The organism is Labrys sp. WJW (genome assembly GCF_001676615.1).
GTDB classification, from domain to species: domain Bacteria; phylum Pseudomonadota; class Alphaproteobacteria; order Rhizobiales; family Labraceae; genus Labrys; species Labrys sedimenti.
In genome coordinates this window covers 140,529-157,337 of the sequence record NZ_LYXZ01000002.1, presented here as the reverse complement: position 1 = coordinate 157,337, position 16,809 = coordinate 140,529, and the positions used below count along the sequence as shown (strand labels likewise).

Sequence of the window (16,809 nt, the reverse complement as noted above, 5' to 3'; positions counted from 1 at the left end):
TCAGGCCGCTTCCAGCAATTTATCCTTCGAGATCGTCTCGGCGGCGAACTCGCGCACGATTCGTCCCTTCTTCATCACCACGACCCGATCGGCCAGCGAAAGCACGGTCTCGGGCTCCGCCGAAACCACGATCACCGCCAGCCCCCTGTCGCGCAGGTCACGCACGATCTTCACCACATCGTCCTTGGCGCCGACATCCATGCCGCGGGTCGGCTCCGACAGGATCAGGACCTTGGGCATGTGGGTCAGCCATTTGGCGAGGGCGACCTTCTGCTGGTTGCCGCCCGAGAGCGAGCCGAGCAGGGCGTTCACCATGGGCGGGCGGATATGCAGGGCCTCGATATGTCCTTGCGCGGTCTTGCGTTCCACGCCCGGCTTCAGCCACAGCCGCGAAATCTTCTCGAGAATGCTGATCGAGATGTTGCGGTAGAGCGGCTGGTGATGGAACAGCATCGAGCGTCGGCTTTCCGGCACGAAGGCGATGCCCGCCTCGCGCGCCTGCGCCGTATTGCGAAGGGTCCTGGCCTTGCCCTCCAGCTCGATATGTCCCTGCGCCGGCTTCAGCTTGCCGAACAGCGCGCGGGCGAACTCGAGCTGGCCGCAGCCCATGAAACCGTAGACGCCGAGCACTTCGCCCGCACGCACGTCCAGCGTCACGTCGGCAAAGGCCCGCCCATAGCTCAGGCCCTGCGTCGCCAGCACGGGGGTGCCTTCCGGCCGGGCAGGCAGGCTGATCGACCCCGAATAACTTTCCTCCAACCCCTCATGGCCCCGGCCGATCATGTGTTCGATCAGCCAGTTCTTGTCGATGCCCTCGGTCGAATGGGAGATCACGTGGCGGCCATTGCGGAAAATCGTCACCGCGTCGGAAATGCTGAGGATGTCGTCGAGGAAATGCGAGATGAAGACGATGCTGCGGCCGTCGGCTCGCACCTTGCGCAGCACCTCGAACAGCCGCTGCACCTCCGGCGGCGACAGCGCCGATGTCGGCTCGTCGAGGATGATGATGCGCGCGCCGGAGAACAGAACGCGGGCAAGTTCGATCAATTGCTGCAGGCCGATCGGCAGCGCCCCGATGCGCATGCGCGGATCGACGTCGATGCCGAGATTGCGCAATTGCTCGCGCGCGCCCTTCACCATGGCCGGCCAGTCGACGAGGCCGAGGGCATTGAGCGGCTGCTTGCCGAGATAGACGTTCTCGGCGACGGTGAGATCGGGAACGATGCTGAGTTCCTGATGCACCATGGAGATGCCGGCCGCGAGGGAATCATGGGCGGAGCGGAAATGCACCTGCCTGCCATCGATCTCCAGGCTGCCCTGATATTCGGTGTGCACCCCGGCGATGATCTTCATCATCGTCGACTTGCCTGCCCCGTTCTCGCCGACCAGGCCGTGGATCTCGCCGGCCCGCAGCGTGAAATCCACCCCCTTGAGGGCGGCCACGCCACCGAAGGATTTGGAGATGTCGATCATCTTCAGGCGCGGTGGCGCATCGGCCGTCGATTGCATGTCGTCTACCGCCATCATGCCTCTCGGAACGCGGTGGTGTGCCGGTCTTCCGACCGGCACTTTTCTGGAAGATGCCGGTCCGAAGACCGGCACACCAACTCAGATCAGGTAGTGCTTTTCCATCCAGAGCATGCCGGCGGCATTGTCCTTGGTGACGACAGGCCCGTCGGTGACGACATTCTTGGGAATGCCGCCTTCGCCGGACTTCTCGCCGCCGACCACGGCCGCCACACCGGCGACGATCGCCCCGCCATGGATGCGGCAGGACGGATTGCGCACGGTGGCGAACATGCGCCCATCCGCGACGGCCGAAATGGCCGGCGGCATGGCATCGACGCCGCCAATCTTGATGTCGGTGCGGTTGCGGGCCTTCATGATGTTGTAGGCGGCGAGCGCCATGTCGTCATTGTGGAAGAAGGCCGCGTCGATCTGCGGATATTTGGTCAGGTAGGTCTCCCACAGGCGGGCCGCCTTGGTGACGTCCCAATCGGCGGGCTGCGTATCCAGCACCTCGATGTTGGGGAACTGCTTCACCACGCTCTCGAAGCCCCTGGCACGGCCCTGGGCACCGGTGTGGCCGAGGGCGCCCTGGGTCATGATGATCTTGCCCTTGCCGCCGATGGCATTGCACAGGGCCTGCGTGACCGACGCGCCCATGAATTCGTTGTTCGGCGCCAGGAAGCTGTGCACGTTGATCTTGTCGAGCGGCGCGATCAGCGTGTCCATGTCGATCACCGGGATGCCGGCATCGATCATCTTCTGCACCGGCTGGGTCAAGGTGCCGATGCCGAAGGCCTGGATGGCGACGAAATCCCATTTCTGGGACGCCATGTTGTCGATGGCGGCGCGCTGCTTGACCGCATCGAGCTGGCCATCGAACCAGGTGACCTCGACATTGAAGAGCTTGCCCCAATATTCGGCCGCTTCCTTGCCCTGGGCGCACCAGGTGGCCTGCAGGCCTGCATTGGAGAAGGCCGCCTTCAGCGGCTTTTCGGAGCGGCCGGCCACTTTAGCGGCCTCGGCGGCGAAAGCCGGATCGAGGCCGAATCCCCCGAACAGGGCCGCGGCAGCGCCGGCAGAGAACGAGGCAGAACGAATAAAATCGCGCCGCGTATGCGGCGTCCTGTCCTTAGGCATCCATTTCCTCCCTAGAGCAAAACACGTTCAGAACGTCTGTTTGCTCTCACCCTTTGTTTCGACGCGTCCTTGCGATTCCCGGTGATACCACCCAATCGCAAAGCGCTCCGGCATGTTGCTTTCGGTGCACGGCACCGACGCGGCTCTTTGTGAGCCTGGCGCAGGCGGTTGAATCCGCTGCGCTGACACCATCTTATGTTTGTTCCGACAATTGACAACCGCTATTCTTTTGACCGGATAGTTTCTTCAAAATCGACGAGCGCTGTGGACCGGTACGGCACCCCGGTGGCAAGACCCATCCGGCCACAGTACGGTCGCGGTCATGGTCAAGCTTTCCATTGCTATCGTCGGCGCGGGCGTCGCCGGTCTGGCGGCAGCCTCCTGTCTCGCCGATGCCGGCCACCGCGTGGTGGTGTTCGAGCGTTTCGAGCAGGCCAAACCGGTGGGCGCCGGGCTTTTGCTGCAGCCGACGGGCCTGGCCGTCCTCGATCGCCTCGGCCTGCGCGAGGATGCCGTCACCCTGGGCAGCCGAATCGAGCGCCTGTACGGGCGTTGCGGTCCGACGGGCCCGTTGATCTTCGATCGGCGTTATGACGAGCTTATACCCGGGCTGCACGGCGTCGGCATTCACAGGGCAAGCCTGTTCCACCTGCTGATGATGGCGGCCGAAACGCGCGGCATCGCCCTGGAGCAGGCAGCCGACATCACCGGCATCGAAAGCATCGAGAACCGGCCCGTACTCGAGGACTCGGCCGGACGTCGACATGGCCCCTTCGATCTGGTGGTCGATGCCGGCGGTGCCCGCTCAAGCCTTCGCGAGAGGCTCGGCGCACCGCAGCGGCGGCCTTATCGGCATGGCGCAGTCTGGGGCGTGGCCGGGGATAGCGGCTTTGGACGCGACGCCCTGCAGCAGCGTTACCGAACGGCGCGTTTCATGATCGGTGTGCTGCCGGTGGGACATTTGCCCCACGATCCCACGCCGCTCAATGCCTTCTTCTGGAGCATGCCGGTCGAGGATCTCGATCGCTGGAGCGAGACCGACCTTGCGGCCTGGCGGGCGGAGGTCGCCGCGATCTGGCCGGAGACGGCGGCACTGACGCGGCAATTCACCCGGCATGAGCAATTGACGGTGGCACGCTACGCCCAGTTGACGGTGGCTGCGCCCATACGCGGCCGCCTGGTGATGATCGGCGATGCCTGGCACCAGACCAGCCCGCAGCTCGGCCAGGGCGCCAACATGGCCTTGCTGGATGCAGTCGCCCTGGCGGATGCACTCAGCCTGCACCACGATATCGACGCCGCCCTGCCCGCTTTCCTGGCACAGCGCCGCGGCCACATCCGCTTCTACCAGATGGCGAGCACCGTGCTGACCCAGTTCTTCCAGTCGCATTCGCGGCTGACCGGGCCGGTGCGGAACCTCGCCTTCGGCCCGATGGGACGCCTGCCCTGGCTGCGCTCCGAAATGGTCAAGACCCTCGCCGGTCTCAAGACGGGCCCGTTCTCCTGGAGCCGGCCCGAAGATCTCGCCGGCCGCGCGACCGCAGGGCGGTTCCCCATCGCCGTCAATCGGCAAGAGGCCTGACCGCCTGGGCGACCTGTCCCGGAGATCTATCTGTAGAGATCCTCGCGCGTCGGCGGCAGGCCGGAAGGTCCCTTGGCCTTGCGCGAGGCAAGCGTCTGGAAGATGCCGACGGCAGATCGTTCGAAGGCCAGCGAGCAGCCGGCGAGATAGAGCAGCCAGATCCGGGTCTTGGCCTCGCCCACCTCGGCCGCAGCCTGGTCGCGCCTTGCATAGAGATTTTCGGCCCAAGCCTTGGTGGTGCGGGCATAGTGCTCGCGCCAGGCCTCGACGTCATGCACCTCGAAGCCGTTGCCCTCCAGCCCGTTGGACGACATGCCGACGGTATCGAGCTCGCCCCCGGGGAAGATGTAGCGGGTGAGAGCAGCAAATTCGGGCCGCTTCTTGCGGAACTTCTTCATGTCGCGCTTGGCCGGCCGGGCAATGGCATGGTGCAGATAGAGCCCGCGCGGCCGCAGCAGGCTGTGAATCTTCCTGAAATAGGCTTCGTGATTGTCGAGCCCGACATGTTCGAACATGCCGATGGAGGCGACCTTGTCGAAACTGCCGGTCAGGTCCCGATAATCCTTGAGCTCGACAGTGACCCGGTCCTGCAGGCCGAGGCGGGCGATGCGCGCCTGGGCAAAATCGAACTGCTCCTGGGCCAGGGTGACACCGTGGGCAGTGACGCCATAGTGTTGGGCGGCATGGCAGATCAGCCCGGCCCAGCCCGAGCCGATGTCGAGGAAGCGGTCGCCCGGCTGCAGGCGCAGCTTGCGGCAGATCATGTCGAACTTCGCCGTCTGCGCTTCATCGAGCGTGGTTTCGGGCCGGGGCCAATAGGCGCAGGTATAGGCCATGGTCGGCCCGAGGAAGAGGCCGTAGAAATCGTTCGACAGGTCGTAGTGGAACTGCACCAGCGGCTTGTCGTCCCGGCCCTTTTCGACCTTGTCCTCGACCTTACCGGCGAAATCGTGCTTCTCGGCGGCGCCTTGCTTGGGCAGAGAGCGGGTGACGAAGGGCCACAGGCTGCGGGCGAGCTGCAGCTTGCTCAGGCGCTTGAACAAGCCCTTGGTATTCATGCTGCCACGCCGCTCGGCGACATCGAGAAGCGTGCCGCCCTCGATGGTGAGGCTGCCGTCGGCCAAGAGCTGGATGAGCTGGTCGAACAGCGCATGCGGCCGCCGCACCAGCCGGGTGATCGCATCGGCGTCCGCAATCTTGAGGCGCAGATCCGTACGGGCGTTCGGGCCAAGCGGCACGACCTCGCCGTTCCACAATTCGACAGCAAGGTCGGCCTGCAGCTGATCGGCCAGATGCGAGATCAGCCGTTTGGCGGCATTGAGATATTTGTCCACGGTGCCTCCGCGCGATTGGGAGGCCTTATACCGTGATTTGCCGGCCTTGCCAGCGTCTCAGTGGATACGGAACTCCTGCCCGATCGCGCGGAGCTCCGCCGGCTTGATCAGCCCGCTATGGCAGACCGTGACCGAATGGAGCGCCCCTTCCAGCTTGTCGCGCCAAAACCCCAGGAATTTGTGCAACTCCGGAAAGGCTGGAGCCAGATCGTATTCCTGCCAGACATAGGCCTGCAGCAAGGCCGGATGGTCCGGCAGACGATAGAGAATATTGGCCGTGGTGAGGCCGTACCCTTCCAACTGACGCCGAAACGCAACAGACACCATTTCCGTCACCTCCATGGTGATTGGAGACAGCATGATTGCACCGCAACCTTAAGGAAATGGCAACATGAATTTGGAATTAATCCATAAAAATCAATATCTTATCACTCAATGAAGAGGAGTGCTGCCAAAAAAATGGAGCGAGCGCCCCTCCCGGCAACGCCGCGCGAGGGGTCTTCCCGCCTCAATCGATCGCCTGCCCGGTACGGTCGCGCATGCTGGCCAGGGTCAAAACGCTGACGAGCGCCGCTGCCGCCACATAGAAGGAAGGCGCGATGGTAAGCCCAGTCCTCTCGATCAGCAGCGTCACGATCAAGGCGGCGAAGCCGCCGAACAGCGCCACGGCGAAATTATAGGCAAGCGACAGGCCGGTCGAGCGCAACGCAGCCGGGAACTGTTCGGCCAGCAGCGCCGGTGCAGGGCCGGTGAAGGCGGCGAGCAGGAGGCCGAGCACGACCTGCACGGCGATGAGAACCGGCAGCGTCGGATTGGCGTTGAGCCAGGCAAACAATGGTATCACCAGAATGCCGATGGCGATGGCGGCCGTGAGCAGAAGGCTCTTGCGGCCGATCCGGTCCGACAGCCTGCCGGCGACGGGACAGCCCAGCATCAGCACGATGCCGCCTAGCGTGGTGGAAATGAAGGCATCCTTGGCCGGGATCTTCAGGAACTTCTCCACATAGAGCGGCATGTAGAACAGCAGCACATAGGTGCAGACGGTCCACAGGATGGTGACGCCGAAACCGGAGGCAACGCCGCGGCCATGGGCGCTCAGCGTCTCGAGCAAGGGGCTCGCGCTCTTGCGCGTGGTCTCGGCCGAGAAGACCGGCGTCTCGTCGAGGCGGGCCCGGATATAGAGCCCCACCGGCCCGATGAGCAGGCCGAACCAGAACGGCACCCGCCAGCCCCAGCTCTCCACTGCCTCCTGCGGCAGGAACTGGGTGATGGCGACACCGCACAGGCCGCCCAGCACCACTGCGAGCGCCTGGCTGGTCTGCTGCCAGCTCGCCGCCAGGCCCCGCTCTTCAGGCCTGGCATATTCGACCAGATAGGAGGTGGCGCTGCCGACCTCGCCGCCCGCCGAAAACCCCTGGATCAGGCGGGCGAGCATCAGCACCGCCGCTCCGAACACGCCAGCCTGGGCATAGGTCGGCGCAAAGCCGAGCAAGGCGGTGCCGAGCGCCATGGTCAGGATGGTGATGGTGAGCGCCGCCTTGCGGCCATGGCGATCGGCATAGACGCCGAGGACGATGGCCCCGACCGGGCGCATGCAGAAACCGACGCCATAGACCGTCACGGTCAGAAGAATGGCGGTCAGCGGGTCTTCCTTGGGAAAGAATTGCCGCGAGATCAGGGCTGCGAAGAAACCGTAGACGGTGAAATCGAACCATTCCAGGCCGTTGCCGATGGTCGCCGCGACAATGGCGTGCCGTCGCTTGCGATCGGAAACGGTAATTCCGGCGGATGATTCGATCGTCATACCAAATATCTCCGTTTAAGCGGTTTGGTATGACATTTGACAGTGTGATGACGGCACTGTCCAGACCGTCTCCCGATTCAAATGAACCGGGAGACAATATTGCTACACTTCAGTATTCGGAAAAGAATACTTCCAAAGGCTTTAGTTGCGGGCCTTGTCGACCAGCTTGTTCTTGCCGATCCAGGGCATCATGCCGCGCAGCTTTTCGCCGACGGCTTCGATCTGGTGGGCGTCATTCAGGCGGCGGATACCCTTGAAGCGCGAAGCGCCGGCACGGTATTCCTGCATCCAATCGGAGGTGAACTTGCCGGTCTGGATGTCCTTGAGGACGCGCTTCATCTCGGCCTTGGTCTCATCGGTGATGATGCGCGGACCGGAGACATACTCACCCCACTCGGCCGTGTTGGAGATCGAGTAGTTCATGTTGGCGATGCCACCCTCATAGATGAGGTCGACGATCAGCTTCACTTCGTGCAAGCACTCGAAATAGGCCATTTCGGGCGCGTAACCGGCTTCCACCAGCGTCTCGAAGCCGGCACGGATCAGCTCGACCAGGCCGCCGCAGAGCACGACCTGCTCGCCGAACAGGTCGGTTTCGCATTCTTCCTTGAAGTTGGTCTCGATCACGCCCGAACGGCCGCCGCCGACGCCGCAAGCGTAGGACAAAGCGATATCATGGGCGTTGCCCGAGGCATCGTGATGGATGGCGATCAGGCAGGGCACGCCGCCGCCCTTCTGGTATTCGCCGCGCACGGTATGGCCGGGGCCCTTCGGTGCGATCATGATGACGTCGACGGTCTTCTTCGGCTCGATCAGGCCGAAATGCACGTTGAGGCCATGGGCGAAGGCGATGGCGGCGCCGTCCCGGATGTGGGGAGCGATCTCGTCGCGATAGATGTCGGCCTGCAGCTCGTCGGGCGTGGCCATCATCAGGAGGTCGCCCCACTTGGCGGCCTCAGGAACAGTCATGACCTTGAGGCCGTCGGCTTCTACCTTCTTGGCGGTGGTCGAATCGGGGCGCAGCGCGATCGCGATCTCCTTGGCACCCGAATCCTTGAGGTTCATGGCATGGGCACGGCCTTGCGAGCCGTAGCCGACGATCACGACCTTCTTGGTCTTGATCAGGTTCAGATCGGCGTCGCGATCATAGTAAACGCGCATGGTCCCTTGTCCTTCAGACAGTTCATGATGAGGAAATGATGCGGGCGAATAGCCCGACATCGGGTTTGAAGCAATGTTTGTGACGAGAAAAAGCGCGATGGGCTTCATTTCTTGCGCCCACCGCCCTGTTGGCGCATGGAAAGAAGGGTCTAGAGCGGCTCGGGGCCGCGGGCGATCGCGGCAATACCGGTGCGCGAGACCTCGACCAGCCCGATCGGGCGCATCAGTTCGATGAACTGATCGAGCTTCTCGCCCTTGCCGGTCAGCTCGAATACGAAGCTCTCGACGGTGGCATCGATCACCCGCGCCCGGAAGGCGTCGGCGATACGCAAGGCCTCGCTGCGGGCCTCACCCTTGCCGCGCACCTTGATCAGCATGAGTTCCCGCTCCAGGGCCTTGCCGGTCAAGGTGAGGTCGACGACCTTGTGGACGGGAACGAGCCGGTCGAGCTGCGCCTTGATCTGCTCGATTACGCTGGCGGTGCCGGTGGTGACCACGGTGATGCGCGAGACATGCTCGGCATGCTGGGTCTCGGACACGGTCAGGCTTTCGATGTTGTAGCCACGGCCCGAGAACAGGCCGACGACGCGGGCAAGCACGCCCGGCTCGTTGTCGACCTCCACCACGAGGGTGTGGGTCACGATCGTCTCGGCCGTCGAGGCCATGAAATAGGCGGATCCGGTCATCTGATATTCCTGGAGCGCGGACATCCTGTCCGCATCGTCGAAGCGGTGAGCAAGAAAAGGATGAGCGGGCGAGACGCCCGCGCACCCGTAGACGTCACACCAGTTGCTTGCCCTTGGCGTCGATCACGCTGCCGATATCGATGGCCGCGTCGCCCAGGATCATCTCGTTATGCGCCTTGCCCGAGGGAATCATCGGGAAACAGTTCTCGGACTTGTCGACATGGCAGTCGAAGATGACCGGATGCGGCGTGTCGATCATTTCCTTGATCGCCGCATCGAGATCACCCGGCTTGGTGCAGCGGATGCCGACCCCGCCATAGGCTTCCGCCAACTTGACGAAATCGGGCAGGGCTGCCGAATAGCTCTCCGAATAGCGCCCACCATGCAGCAGTTCCTGCCACTGGCGCACCATGCCCATATATTCGTTGTTGAGGATGAAGATCTTCACCGGCAGGCGATACTGCACCGCCGTCGACATCTCCTGCAGCATCATCTGGATCGAGGCCTCGCCGGCGATGTCGATCACCAGCGCGTCCGGATGGGCGAGTTGCACGCCGATCGCGGCCGGGAAGCCATAGCCCATGGTGCCCAGGCCGCCCGAGGTCATCCAGCGGTTGGGATCCTGGAAGTGGAAATGCTGGGCCGCCCACATCTGATGCTGGCCGACCTCGGTGGTGATGTAGACGTCGCGATCCCTGGTGAGCTGGTAGAGACGCTCGATGGCATATTGCGGCTTGATCGTCTCGTCGGAGCCGCGATAGGCCAGCGACTTGCGGCCACGCCAGGCCGCGATCTCATCCCACCAGCTTGCCAATGCCGCCTTGTCCACCGTCGGCTTCAACTCGCGCCAGGCCGCCAGCATCTGCTCCAGCACATGGGCGCTGTCGCCGACGATGCCGATATCGACCTTGACGTTCTTGTTGATCGAGGAGGGATCGATATCCACGTGGATCTTGCGGCTATGCGGTGAGAACGCGTCGATACGCCCGGTGATGCGGTCGTCGAAGCGGGCGCCGATATTGATCAGCACGTCGCAATCATGCATGGCCAGATTGGCTTCGTAGGTGCCGTGCATGCCCAGCATGCCGAGCCATTGCGGATCCGCCGCCGGGAAGGCGCCCAGCCCCATCAGGGTCGAGGTCACCGGATAGCCGGTCAGCTTGGCGAATTCGCGCAGCAGCGCCGTAGCCCGCGGGCCGGCATTGACCACGCCGCCACCCGTGTAGAACACAGGTTTCTTGGCGCCAGCGATCAGGGCCACCGCTGCCTTGATCTTGTCCTCGTCGCCTTCCAGGCGCGGGCGATAGGTCTTGTGGATGTTGTCGGTCGGCTTGAAATACTCGCCCACCTTGAACTGCACATCCTTGGGGATGTCGATCAGCACCGGGCCGGGACGGCCGGATGCGGCGATCAGGAAGGCCTCGTGCAGGATGCGCGGCAGGTCCTCGATACGCTTCACCAGGTAATTATGCTTGGTGCAGTGACGCGTGATGCCAATGGTGTCGGCTTCCTGGAAGGCATCCGAGCCGATCAGATGGGTCGGCACCTGGCCGGTGATGCACACCAGCGGGATCGAATCCATCAGGGCGTCGGTCAGGCCGGTCACGGCATTGGTGGCGCCGGGCCCGGAGGTCACCAGCACGCAGCCCACCTTGCCGGTGGAGCGGGCATAGCCCTCGGCGGCGTGAACGGCAGCCTGCTCGTGCCGGACGAGAATGTGACGAAGCTGCTCCTGCTGGAAGATTGCGTCATAAATCGGCAGGACCGCACCGCCGGGATAGCCGAACAGGGTGTCCACACCCTGGTCGATCATGGCTTGCACCACCATTTCCGCGCCGGTCATTTGCTTCGTCGACATCGCCTTTTTCCTTGGCTTCCAAGCACTTGGGCTTTTTCGAGCTTCGAATATCGTTCGCTTGTGTTTCGGGCAATAAAAAAGGCCCTCAAGGGGCCCATGTGCGTCATCGTAGGAGATTCGGGCTAACCCCGCTCCACCGACAACGCCAAACCTACGATAAGGATGTTGCGCAAGATCGCGCTCCCATTTTTCGAAAGTTACGGGGTTGTAAGGGTTGGCAAACAGGCGGTCAAGCGCTGATTTGCAGAAATTGTCAATTGTTGCGCAACATCTGGCAACGCTAGTCTTTCATTGCCGTTCCCTGCCTCGCTCCCGGCGGCAAGCCCGGATCAAGAGAAAGCCCCCCATGTTCGACAGCCCCGACGATGCAAGACAGGCCTTGCAGGCCTATTTCGACACGCCGCGCATCGAGATGCTGGTCGAGGCGCTGGTGCCCGCCCTGGTCTTCGAGGTGGCGCCCGGCAAGCGGATCGTGGTCGGCGACACCAAATTCGGCGGCCGGCCGGACCTGCCCGCAGGCTCGGCCTGGCCGCGTCCACCGGCACCGGCCGATCCGGAGGCGATCGCCAGCCAAGGCAATGCGGAAGCCGGCGCCGAGATGCGGCGCCATCTGGCCCAGGGCCTGCCCTACGCTTTCCTTGCCCAGATCGATCTGGCGGAGGCCGACAAGCTCGGCAATGTTGCCTCTCCCCTTCCCCCGGACGGACGCCTGTTATTCTTCTACGATCTTGCCGTCGGACCATGGGAAACCGGCAAACGCCCGGCCAAGGTAATCTGGGATCAAACACCACGTGACAAGCTCGCCACGCTTGCCATGCCCGAAGACCTGGCGCAGGCGGCGCAGAAGGCGCGCCGCGACGCGACCGAAAGCCGGGCCCAATACAAACTGCCAGAACCATCACAGCCGGAAGGCAGCAATTATGACGCGCCCGAGCGCGCCATGACCCTGCGTGCCGGTCTGAGCCTGCCCGATCCGAGCGCCATCGAGATGGAGGCATCGGCCAAACTCCATGCCGCCTATTCGGCAGCCGATGGAACGCAAAGCGGCAAGAACGGGCAGAGCTTCGAGGAGGCCTATGGCGAGGCGCTCGCCGCCGGCGGCAAGCTGAAACCGGCAGGACGCTGGCACCGCCAGCAGCTTCTGGGCAGCCCGCAGCCGGAACAGGACGATCCTCGCTATGATGCCGTCGTGGTCTCGCAATTCGGCAAGCAGCATTTGTCGTCGGACGAGTGGAAGAAGGAACGCTCCGCCGTCATGGCGGCAGCCCATGAATGGGTGCTGCTGTTCCAGCTCGACCTCGCCGACTGGAGCGCCGGCGCCTGGGGCGAAGGCACCGTCTACTTCCTGATGCGCAGGAAGGATCTCGAACAGCGCCGTTTCGACGAGGTGATCACCGTCTACCAGCAGACTTAGGATTTACCCGTCCATGAACGAATCGAGTCGGGCCTTTGTCATTGCCGGCATGACAAAGGTGGTGCTTCAGCTATCTCCGGACATAGCCTCAATTCAAGTTGGAGGCGACATCGCAGGCTCAAATGCGCTCCAGCGCCACCACCTCGAAACCGGCATCGTCCCCCTCCCCGCGGGGATGGGGCGTGCGTGACACCTCCCGCCATTCTCCGGCCGGCAAAGCGGGGAAGACGGCGTCGCCTTGCGCCTCCAGGTCGAGTTCGGTGAGCAGCAGGCGGCTTGCCCGCGGCAGGGCCTGGGCATAGATGGCGGCACCGCCCGCAATGACGACTTCGTCGGCCTTCATCTCGGCGGCAACGGCCTGCCCGCGTTCGAGAGCGGCCTCCAGGCTGGCGGCCACTTCCACGCCCTCGGCGTGAAACGCGGGGTCGCGCGTCACCACGATAGTGCGCCGCCCCGGCAAGGGGCGCCCGATCGACTGGTAGGTCTTGCGTCCCATGATCAGGGGTTTGCCCATGGTGGCAGCCCTGAATTGCTTGAGATCCGAGCGCATATGCCACGGCAGCCCGTTGTCGACGCCGATGACACGGTTGCGGGCCATCGCGGCGACCATGATGACAGGAACGCTCATGGCTTGCCGTTCACACCGCGATCGGCGCGGAAATCGCCGGATGGGCTTCGTAGCCTTCCACGATGAAATCCTCGAATCTGTAGTCGAGGATCGAGGCAGGCTTGCGGGCAAAGCGCAGCTTGGGCCAGGGCTTGGGCGTACGGCTCAACTGCTCACGCACGAGATCGCCATGGTTCTGGTAGACATGCACGTCGCCGCCGAACCAGACGAACTCACCGGGCTCCAGGTCGCATTGCTGGGCCAGCATGCGGATGAGCAGCGAAGCGGTGACGAGGTTGTAGGGCACGCCAAGGCCAACGTCGCAGGAACGCTGGTGCAACAGGCCGGAGAGCTTCCCGTCGGCGACGAAATATTGATAGGTGGTATGGCAGGGCGGCAGCGCCATCCCGTCGAGCTCGGCCACGTTCCACCCAGTGAAGATAAGGCGTCGCGAGGTCGGGTTGTGCTTGATGTCGTGCACCAGTCGAGCGATCTGGTCGATGCCCTTCGGGTCCCGGCGATAGAGTCCCTCCTCGCCTTCGACATCGGTCGGCACGAAGAGCGGCCAATGGCGCCACTGCGCACCATAGACCGGCCCAAGATCGCCCCAGCGCTCGGCGAAGGCCGCGTCGGCCACGATCCGCGCCTCGAAATCCTCCTGGCTGATCGCCTCGCCGGTCGCCTTGCGATATTTCGCGAGCGGCCAATCGGTCCAGATCGTTACCTTGTTCTGGAGCAGCGGCCGGATATTGGTGCCGCCGTCGAGGAACCACAAGAGCTCGCGAACGATCGTCTTCCACGACACCCGCTTGGTGGTGAGCAGGGGAAGCGTGCCGTCGGACAGATCGATGCGGAGAGTCTGGCCGAACAGCGCGCGGGTGCCGACACCCGTGCGGTCGACCCGCGGCGTACCCTCCCGCCAGACGCGGTCGAGAAGGTCGAGATAGCCCTGTTCGGGATGCGGCTTATGGGTGCGGTCGAGCATGGCCTGATCTTAGCCGCGGCATCCGATTCCGCGACCCTCCAAAAAGATTTTTGCACCGATCTTTGCAAGCCTAGCGCGGATTTCCTGCCAAACCATGACCGAAAGGCCGAATGCCGCTCCGGCCTCGATATTCGGCCATTCGCCGGATCACACCGTCAGGCGCCCACGAAATCCCCGCACGGCATAATAGGAAGATGCCCCGTTGTGATAGGTGAAGACATGGTCGTAGCGGCGATCACAAAACAGGGCGCCACCCTTCTTCCGGATCGCCGCCGGCGTGCTCACCCAGGTCGAGGTTTTCAGGTCGAATGCGCCAAGCTCCTGCAAAGCGCGATATTGTTCCTCCGTCAGAAGCTCGATGCCGATGGCAGCGGCCATTTCGGTCGCGCTGCCCTCCGGCTTGTGCTCCTTGCGCTCGTCGAGCGCCTGGCGGTCATAGCAAAGGCTCCTGCGGCCCTTCGGCGTTTCCGCCGAGCAGTCGCAGAAGACATAGTCCCCGGTCGCCGGATCCTCGCCGATGACATCCGGTTCGCCGCCGGTCCGCTCCATTTCGGCGAGGGAGCGCAATTTTTCGGGCTTGGCCTCCAGGCGCGCTTGCACCTTGACCCAGTCGAGGCCTTTGTGGCGTTTCATATTGGCATCGAAGCGAGCCTTCAGCACATCCAACAAGTCCTGGCTACCGTTCTTGCTCATCATGGCGCTCCCGCTTCCCGTCGATAGGTGTGGTCTCGTCCTGGCGGCCGATATCTAACGCACGAAATCCTGGCTGCGATATCCCTGCGCATAGAGCAGCGCTGTCAGATCGCCGTGTTCCACCCGCATCCGGGCCGCTGCGGCGACCGCGGGCTTGGCGCGATAGGCCACGCCGAGACCGGCTTCGCCCAGCATTGCGAGATCGTTGGCGCCGTCGCCCACCGCCATCGTATCGGAAGATGCCAGGCCCCTCGCCTGCCTCAAACGTTCGAGGTTGGCACGCTTGGCCTCCTTGCCGAGTATCGGCTCGGCGACCTCACCGGTGAGGTAACCATCCCTGACCAAGAGGAGATTGGAGTGATGCTCGTCGAAGCCGACCATCGCCCCGATCTTGGCGGTGAACAAGGTGAAGCCCCCCGAGACGAGCGCCGTATAGGCCCCGTTCGCCCGCATGGTGCGCACCAGTTCGGGCCCGCCGGTGGTCAGTGTCAGGCGCTCCCGCACGACCTCGTCGGCAATGCTCGCCGGCAGCCCCTTCAACAGGGCGACGCGCTCGCGCAGCGCCGGTTCGAAGGCGATCTCGCCGCGCATGGCACGCTCGGTAATCTCCGCCACCATCGTCTTGGCGCCGACGAAATCAGCCAACTCGTCGATGCATTCCTGGCCGATCATCGTCGAGTCCATGTCGGCAAGGAAAAGATGCTTGCGCCGTCCCTCGGCTTCCTGCACCACCAGATCGACGGCGGTCGCCGCCAGAGCCTCGCGCAGGCGAGCCTCGATCTCGACGATCGGCGCATCGGCTGCACAGGCGATGTCGACGGCCACGCCGGGAGCCAGGACGCTGGGGGCCGCCGGCGAAGCCAGCGCCTCGACCGCGCGCGACAGAGCGGCTGCTGTGACGGCGGGACGGTCCGGATGGGAGATCAGCGTGGCGACAAGGGACATGAGGACAGGTATCCGGAGTGACAGCCATTCAATATGACGCCGTGCTTCTCGCAGGTCCGACGGCGAGCGGCAAGTCGGCGTTGGCCCTCGCCCTGGCCGAACGGTTCGGCGGCAGCAGCATCAACGCCGATTCCATGCAGGTCTATCGCGATCTCGCCGTGATCAGCGCCCGCCCGGATGCCAGCGAGACGGCGCGCGCGCCTCATTTGCTCTATGGCCATGTCGATGGCGCCGTCAATTATTCGGTGGGACGCTGGCGCGAGGACGCATCCGCCGCGCTGGACGACGTCCGCCGACAGGGACGTCTGCCCATCGTGATCGGCGGCACCGGCCTTTATTTCAAGGCACTGGAACGCGGGCTCGCCGAAATGCCGGCCGTTCCCGATGGGGTCCGCGACGCCGTACGCAGCAAGGCCGAAGACATGGAGACCGAGGCCCTGCACGCCTGGCTGAGCCAGAAGGATCCGGCCATGGCGAATCGCCTGCGCCCCAGTGATCGCCAGCGCCTGATCCGCGCCCTCGAAATTTTCGAGGCAACCGGCCGCTCCCTGTCGGAATGGCAGGGCGAACCGCACACGCCGCCCCTGCTCGATGCCGGCAAATGCCTGCGCCTCTTTCTCAGCCCAGAGCGAACCGAACTCTATGCCAGGATCGATCACCGCTTCGACCTGATGGTCGGGCAAGGCGCGATCGAGGAGGTTCGCGCGCTTGCGCAGCGCGGGCTCGATCCGGCCCTGCCGGTGATGCGTGCCCATGGCGTGCCTGGGCTCTGCCGCTATCTCGCAGGAGAGATCAGGCTCGAGGAAGCCGTTGCCGGCGCCAAGGCCGACACCCGCCATTATGCCAAGCGCCAATTCACCTGGTTCCGCCACCAGATGCCGGGCTGGCGCTTCGTCGAGCCTGCTCAAGCACTTGCGGTTGCTTCGGACGCGCTGATGAACGAAATTTAACACGTGCCCGTCGCGATGTTCGTCGATTGCAGCCCGGCACCGGGTTTACATAGGAATTTCAAGGGGCTGCATAGGAGTTTCTGCAGCTTTTCCATGTGGAGACAGCTTCGTTCGAATGCCGTTTTGTCGATTTAGAGGCTTGTT

General features: G+C 63.7%; 15 protein-coding genes. 3 read left to right on the top strand and 12 right to left on the bottom strand.

Features of this window, described 5'->3' with window-relative positions:
• Together BA190_RS02865 and BA190_RS02860 are read right to left on the bottom strand one after the other, a co-directional pair.
• Positions 1 to 1,527 carry a sugar ABC transporter ATP-binding protein gene (locus tag BA190_RS02865; RefSeq protein ID WP_245314524.1) on the bottom strand — a complete coding sequence of 509 codons (1,527 nt, stop codon included), beginning with the start codon at positions 1,525 to 1,527 and terminating at the stop codon, positions 1 to 3.
• An 81-nt stretch (positions 1,528 to 1,608) separates the two neighbouring features.
• Positions 1,609 to 2,646: a sugar ABC transporter substrate-binding protein gene (locus BA190_RS02860; protein ID WP_068282240.1), complete on the bottom strand. Its 1,038-nt coding sequence runs from the start codon at positions 2,644 to 2,646 to the stop codon at positions 1,609 to 1,611.
• A 322-nt stretch (positions 2,647 to 2,968) separates the two neighbouring features.
• Here BA190_RS02860 and BA190_RS02855 point away from each other — a divergent pair, with 322 nt between their 5' ends.
• Entirely contained in the window at positions 2,969 to 4,228 is a 1,260-nt protein-coding gene (locus BA190_RS02855) for an NAD(P)/FAD-dependent oxidoreductase (protein ID WP_068282237.1), read from the top strand.
• Between the two features lie 26 nt (positions 4,229 to 4,254).
• Here the strand turns inward: BA190_RS02855 and BA190_RS02850 are convergent, their stop codons facing one another.
• The 6 genes from BA190_RS02850 to BA190_RS02825 all read right to left on the bottom strand — a co-directional run bounded on the left by BA190_RS02850 (position 4,255) and on the right by BA190_RS02825 (position 11,071).
• Positions 4,255 to 5,562, bottom strand: coding sequence for a cyclopropane-fatty-acyl-phospholipid synthase family protein (locus tag BA190_RS02850; RefSeq protein WP_068282236.1), 1,308 nt, complete (start codon positions 5,560 to 5,562; stop codon positions 4,255 to 4,257).
• Between the two features lie 57 nt (positions 5,563 to 5,619).
• Entirely contained in the window at positions 5,620 to 5,889 is a 270-nt protein-coding gene (locus BA190_RS02845; RefSeq protein WP_068282234.1) for an usg protein, read from the bottom strand.
• A 181-nt stretch (positions 5,890 to 6,070) separates the two neighbouring features.
• Positions 6,071 to 7,366 carry an MFS transporter gene (locus tag BA190_RS02840; protein WP_068282231.1) on the bottom strand — a complete coding sequence of 432 codons (1,296 nt, stop codon included), beginning with the start codon at positions 7,364 to 7,366 and terminating at the stop codon, positions 6,071 to 6,073.
• Positions 7,367 to 7,507: 141 nt separating this feature from the next.
• Entirely contained in the window at positions 7,508 to 8,527 is a 1,020-nt protein-coding gene (ilvC, locus tag BA190_RS02835; protein ID WP_068282228.1) for a ketol-acid reductoisomerase, read from the bottom strand.
• 149 nt (positions 8,528 to 8,676) lie between these two features.
• Positions 8,677 to 9,213 (bottom strand): acetolactate synthase small subunit, encoded by a 537-nt coding sequence (gene ilvN / locus BA190_RS02830; protein WP_202908416.1) that lies wholly within the window; start codon positions 9,211 to 9,213, stop codon positions 8,677 to 8,679.
• A 94-nt stretch (positions 9,214 to 9,307) separates the two neighbouring features.
• Positions 9,308 to 11,071, bottom strand: a complete 1,764-nt coding sequence (locus BA190_RS02825) for an acetolactate synthase 3 large subunit (protein WP_068282223.1) — start codon at positions 11,069 to 11,071, stop codon at positions 9,308 to 9,310.
• Positions 11,072 to 11,417: 346 nt separating this feature from the next.
• Here BA190_RS02825 and BA190_RS02820 point away from each other — a divergent pair, with 346 nt between their 5' ends.
• On the top strand, positions 11,418 to 12,485 hold the full coding sequence (locus BA190_RS02820; protein ID WP_068282220.1) for a DUF1963 domain-containing protein: 1,068 nt from the start codon (positions 11,418 to 11,420) through the stop codon (positions 12,483 to 12,485).
• Between the two features lie 118 nt (positions 12,486 to 12,603).
• Here the strand turns inward: BA190_RS02820 and BA190_RS02815 are convergent, their stop codons facing one another.
• From BA190_RS02815 to serB, 4 genes are all read right to left on the bottom strand, one after another.
• Positions 12,604 to 13,113, bottom strand: a complete 510-nt coding sequence (locus tag BA190_RS02815) for a dihydrofolate reductase (RefSeq protein WP_068282217.1) — start codon at positions 13,111 to 13,113, stop codon at positions 12,604 to 12,606.
• A gap of 10 nt (positions 13,114 to 13,123) precedes the next feature.
• On the bottom strand, positions 13,124 to 14,077 hold the full coding sequence (locus BA190_RS02810; protein ID WP_068282214.1) for a thymidylate synthase: 954 nt from the start codon (positions 14,075 to 14,077) through the stop codon (positions 13,124 to 13,126).
• Positions 14,078 to 14,224: 147 nt separating this feature from the next.
• On the bottom strand, positions 14,225 to 14,773 hold the full coding sequence (locus BA190_RS02805) for a DUF4256 domain-containing protein (protein WP_068282211.1): 549 nt from the start codon (positions 14,771 to 14,773) through the stop codon (positions 14,225 to 14,227).
• 51 nt (positions 14,774 to 14,824) lie between these two features.
• Positions 14,825 to 15,715 (bottom strand): phosphoserine phosphatase SerB, encoded by an 891-nt coding sequence (serB, locus tag BA190_RS02800; protein WP_068282209.1) that lies wholly within the window; start codon positions 15,713 to 15,715, stop codon positions 14,825 to 14,827.
• 17 nt (positions 15,716 to 15,732) lie between these two features.
• Here serB and miaA point away from each other — a divergent pair, with 17 nt between their 5' ends.
• The gene (gene miaA / locus BA190_RS02795; RefSeq protein ID WP_068282206.1) at positions 15,733 to 16,665 is read left to right on the top strand and encodes a tRNA (adenosine(37)-N6)-dimethylallyltransferase MiaA; all 933 of its coding nucleotides are present in this window, start codon (positions 15,733 to 15,735) and stop codon (positions 16,663 to 16,665) included.
• Positions 16,666 to 16,809 lie beyond the last annotated feature (144 nt).

Bases quoted from the DNA above. Each gene is read 5' to 3' on its own strand.
- BA190_RS02825 (WP_068282223.1), bottom strand. From the start codon at position 11,071: ATGTCGACGAAGCAAATGACCGGCGCGGAAATGGTGGTGCAAGCCATG.
- BA190_RS02810 (WP_068282214.1), bottom strand. From the start codon at position 14,077: ATGCTCGACCGCACCCATAAGCCGCATCCCGAACAGGGCTATCTCGAC.
- serB (WP_068282209.1), bottom strand. From the start codon at position 15,715: ATGTCCCTTGTCGCCACGCTGATCTCCCATCCGGACCGTCCCGCCGTC.
- BA190_RS02805 (WP_068282211.1), bottom strand. From the start codon at position 14,773: ATGATGAGCAAGAACGGTAGCCAGGACTTGTTGGATGTGCTGAAGGCT.
- BA190_RS02815 (WP_068282217.1), bottom strand. From the start codon at position 13,113: ATGAGCGTTCCTGTCATCATGGTCGCCGCGATGGCCCGCAACCGTGTC.
- BA190_RS02820 (WP_068282220.1), top strand. From the start codon at position 11,418: ATGTTCGACAGCCCCGACGATGCAAGACAGGCCTTGCAGGCCTATTTC.
- ilvC (WP_068282228.1), bottom strand. From the start codon at position 8,527: ATGCGCGTTTACTATGATCGCGACGCCGATCTGAACCTGATCAAGACC.
- BA190_RS02845 (WP_068282234.1), bottom strand. From the start codon at position 5,889: ATGGTGTCTGTTGCGTTTCGGCGTCAGTTGGAAGGGTACGGCCTCACC.
- ilvN (WP_202908416.1), bottom strand. From the start codon at position 9,213: ATGACCGGATCCGCCTATTTCATGGCCTCGACGGCCGAGACGATCGTG.
- BA190_RS02855 (WP_068282237.1), top strand. From the start codon at position 2,969: ATGGTCAAGCTTTCCATTGCTATCGTCGGCGCGGGCGTCGCCGGTCTG.
- BA190_RS02860 (WP_068282240.1), bottom strand. From the start codon at position 2,646: ATGCCTAAGGACAGGACGCCGCATACGCGGCGCGATTTTATTCGTTCT.
- BA190_RS02840 (WP_068282231.1), bottom strand. From the start codon at position 7,366: ATGACGATCGAATCATCCGCCGGAATTACCGTTTCCGATCGCAAGCGA.
- BA190_RS02865 (WP_245314524.1), bottom strand. From the start codon at position 1,527: ATGATGGCGGTAGACGACATGCAATCGACGGCCGATGCGCCACCGCGC.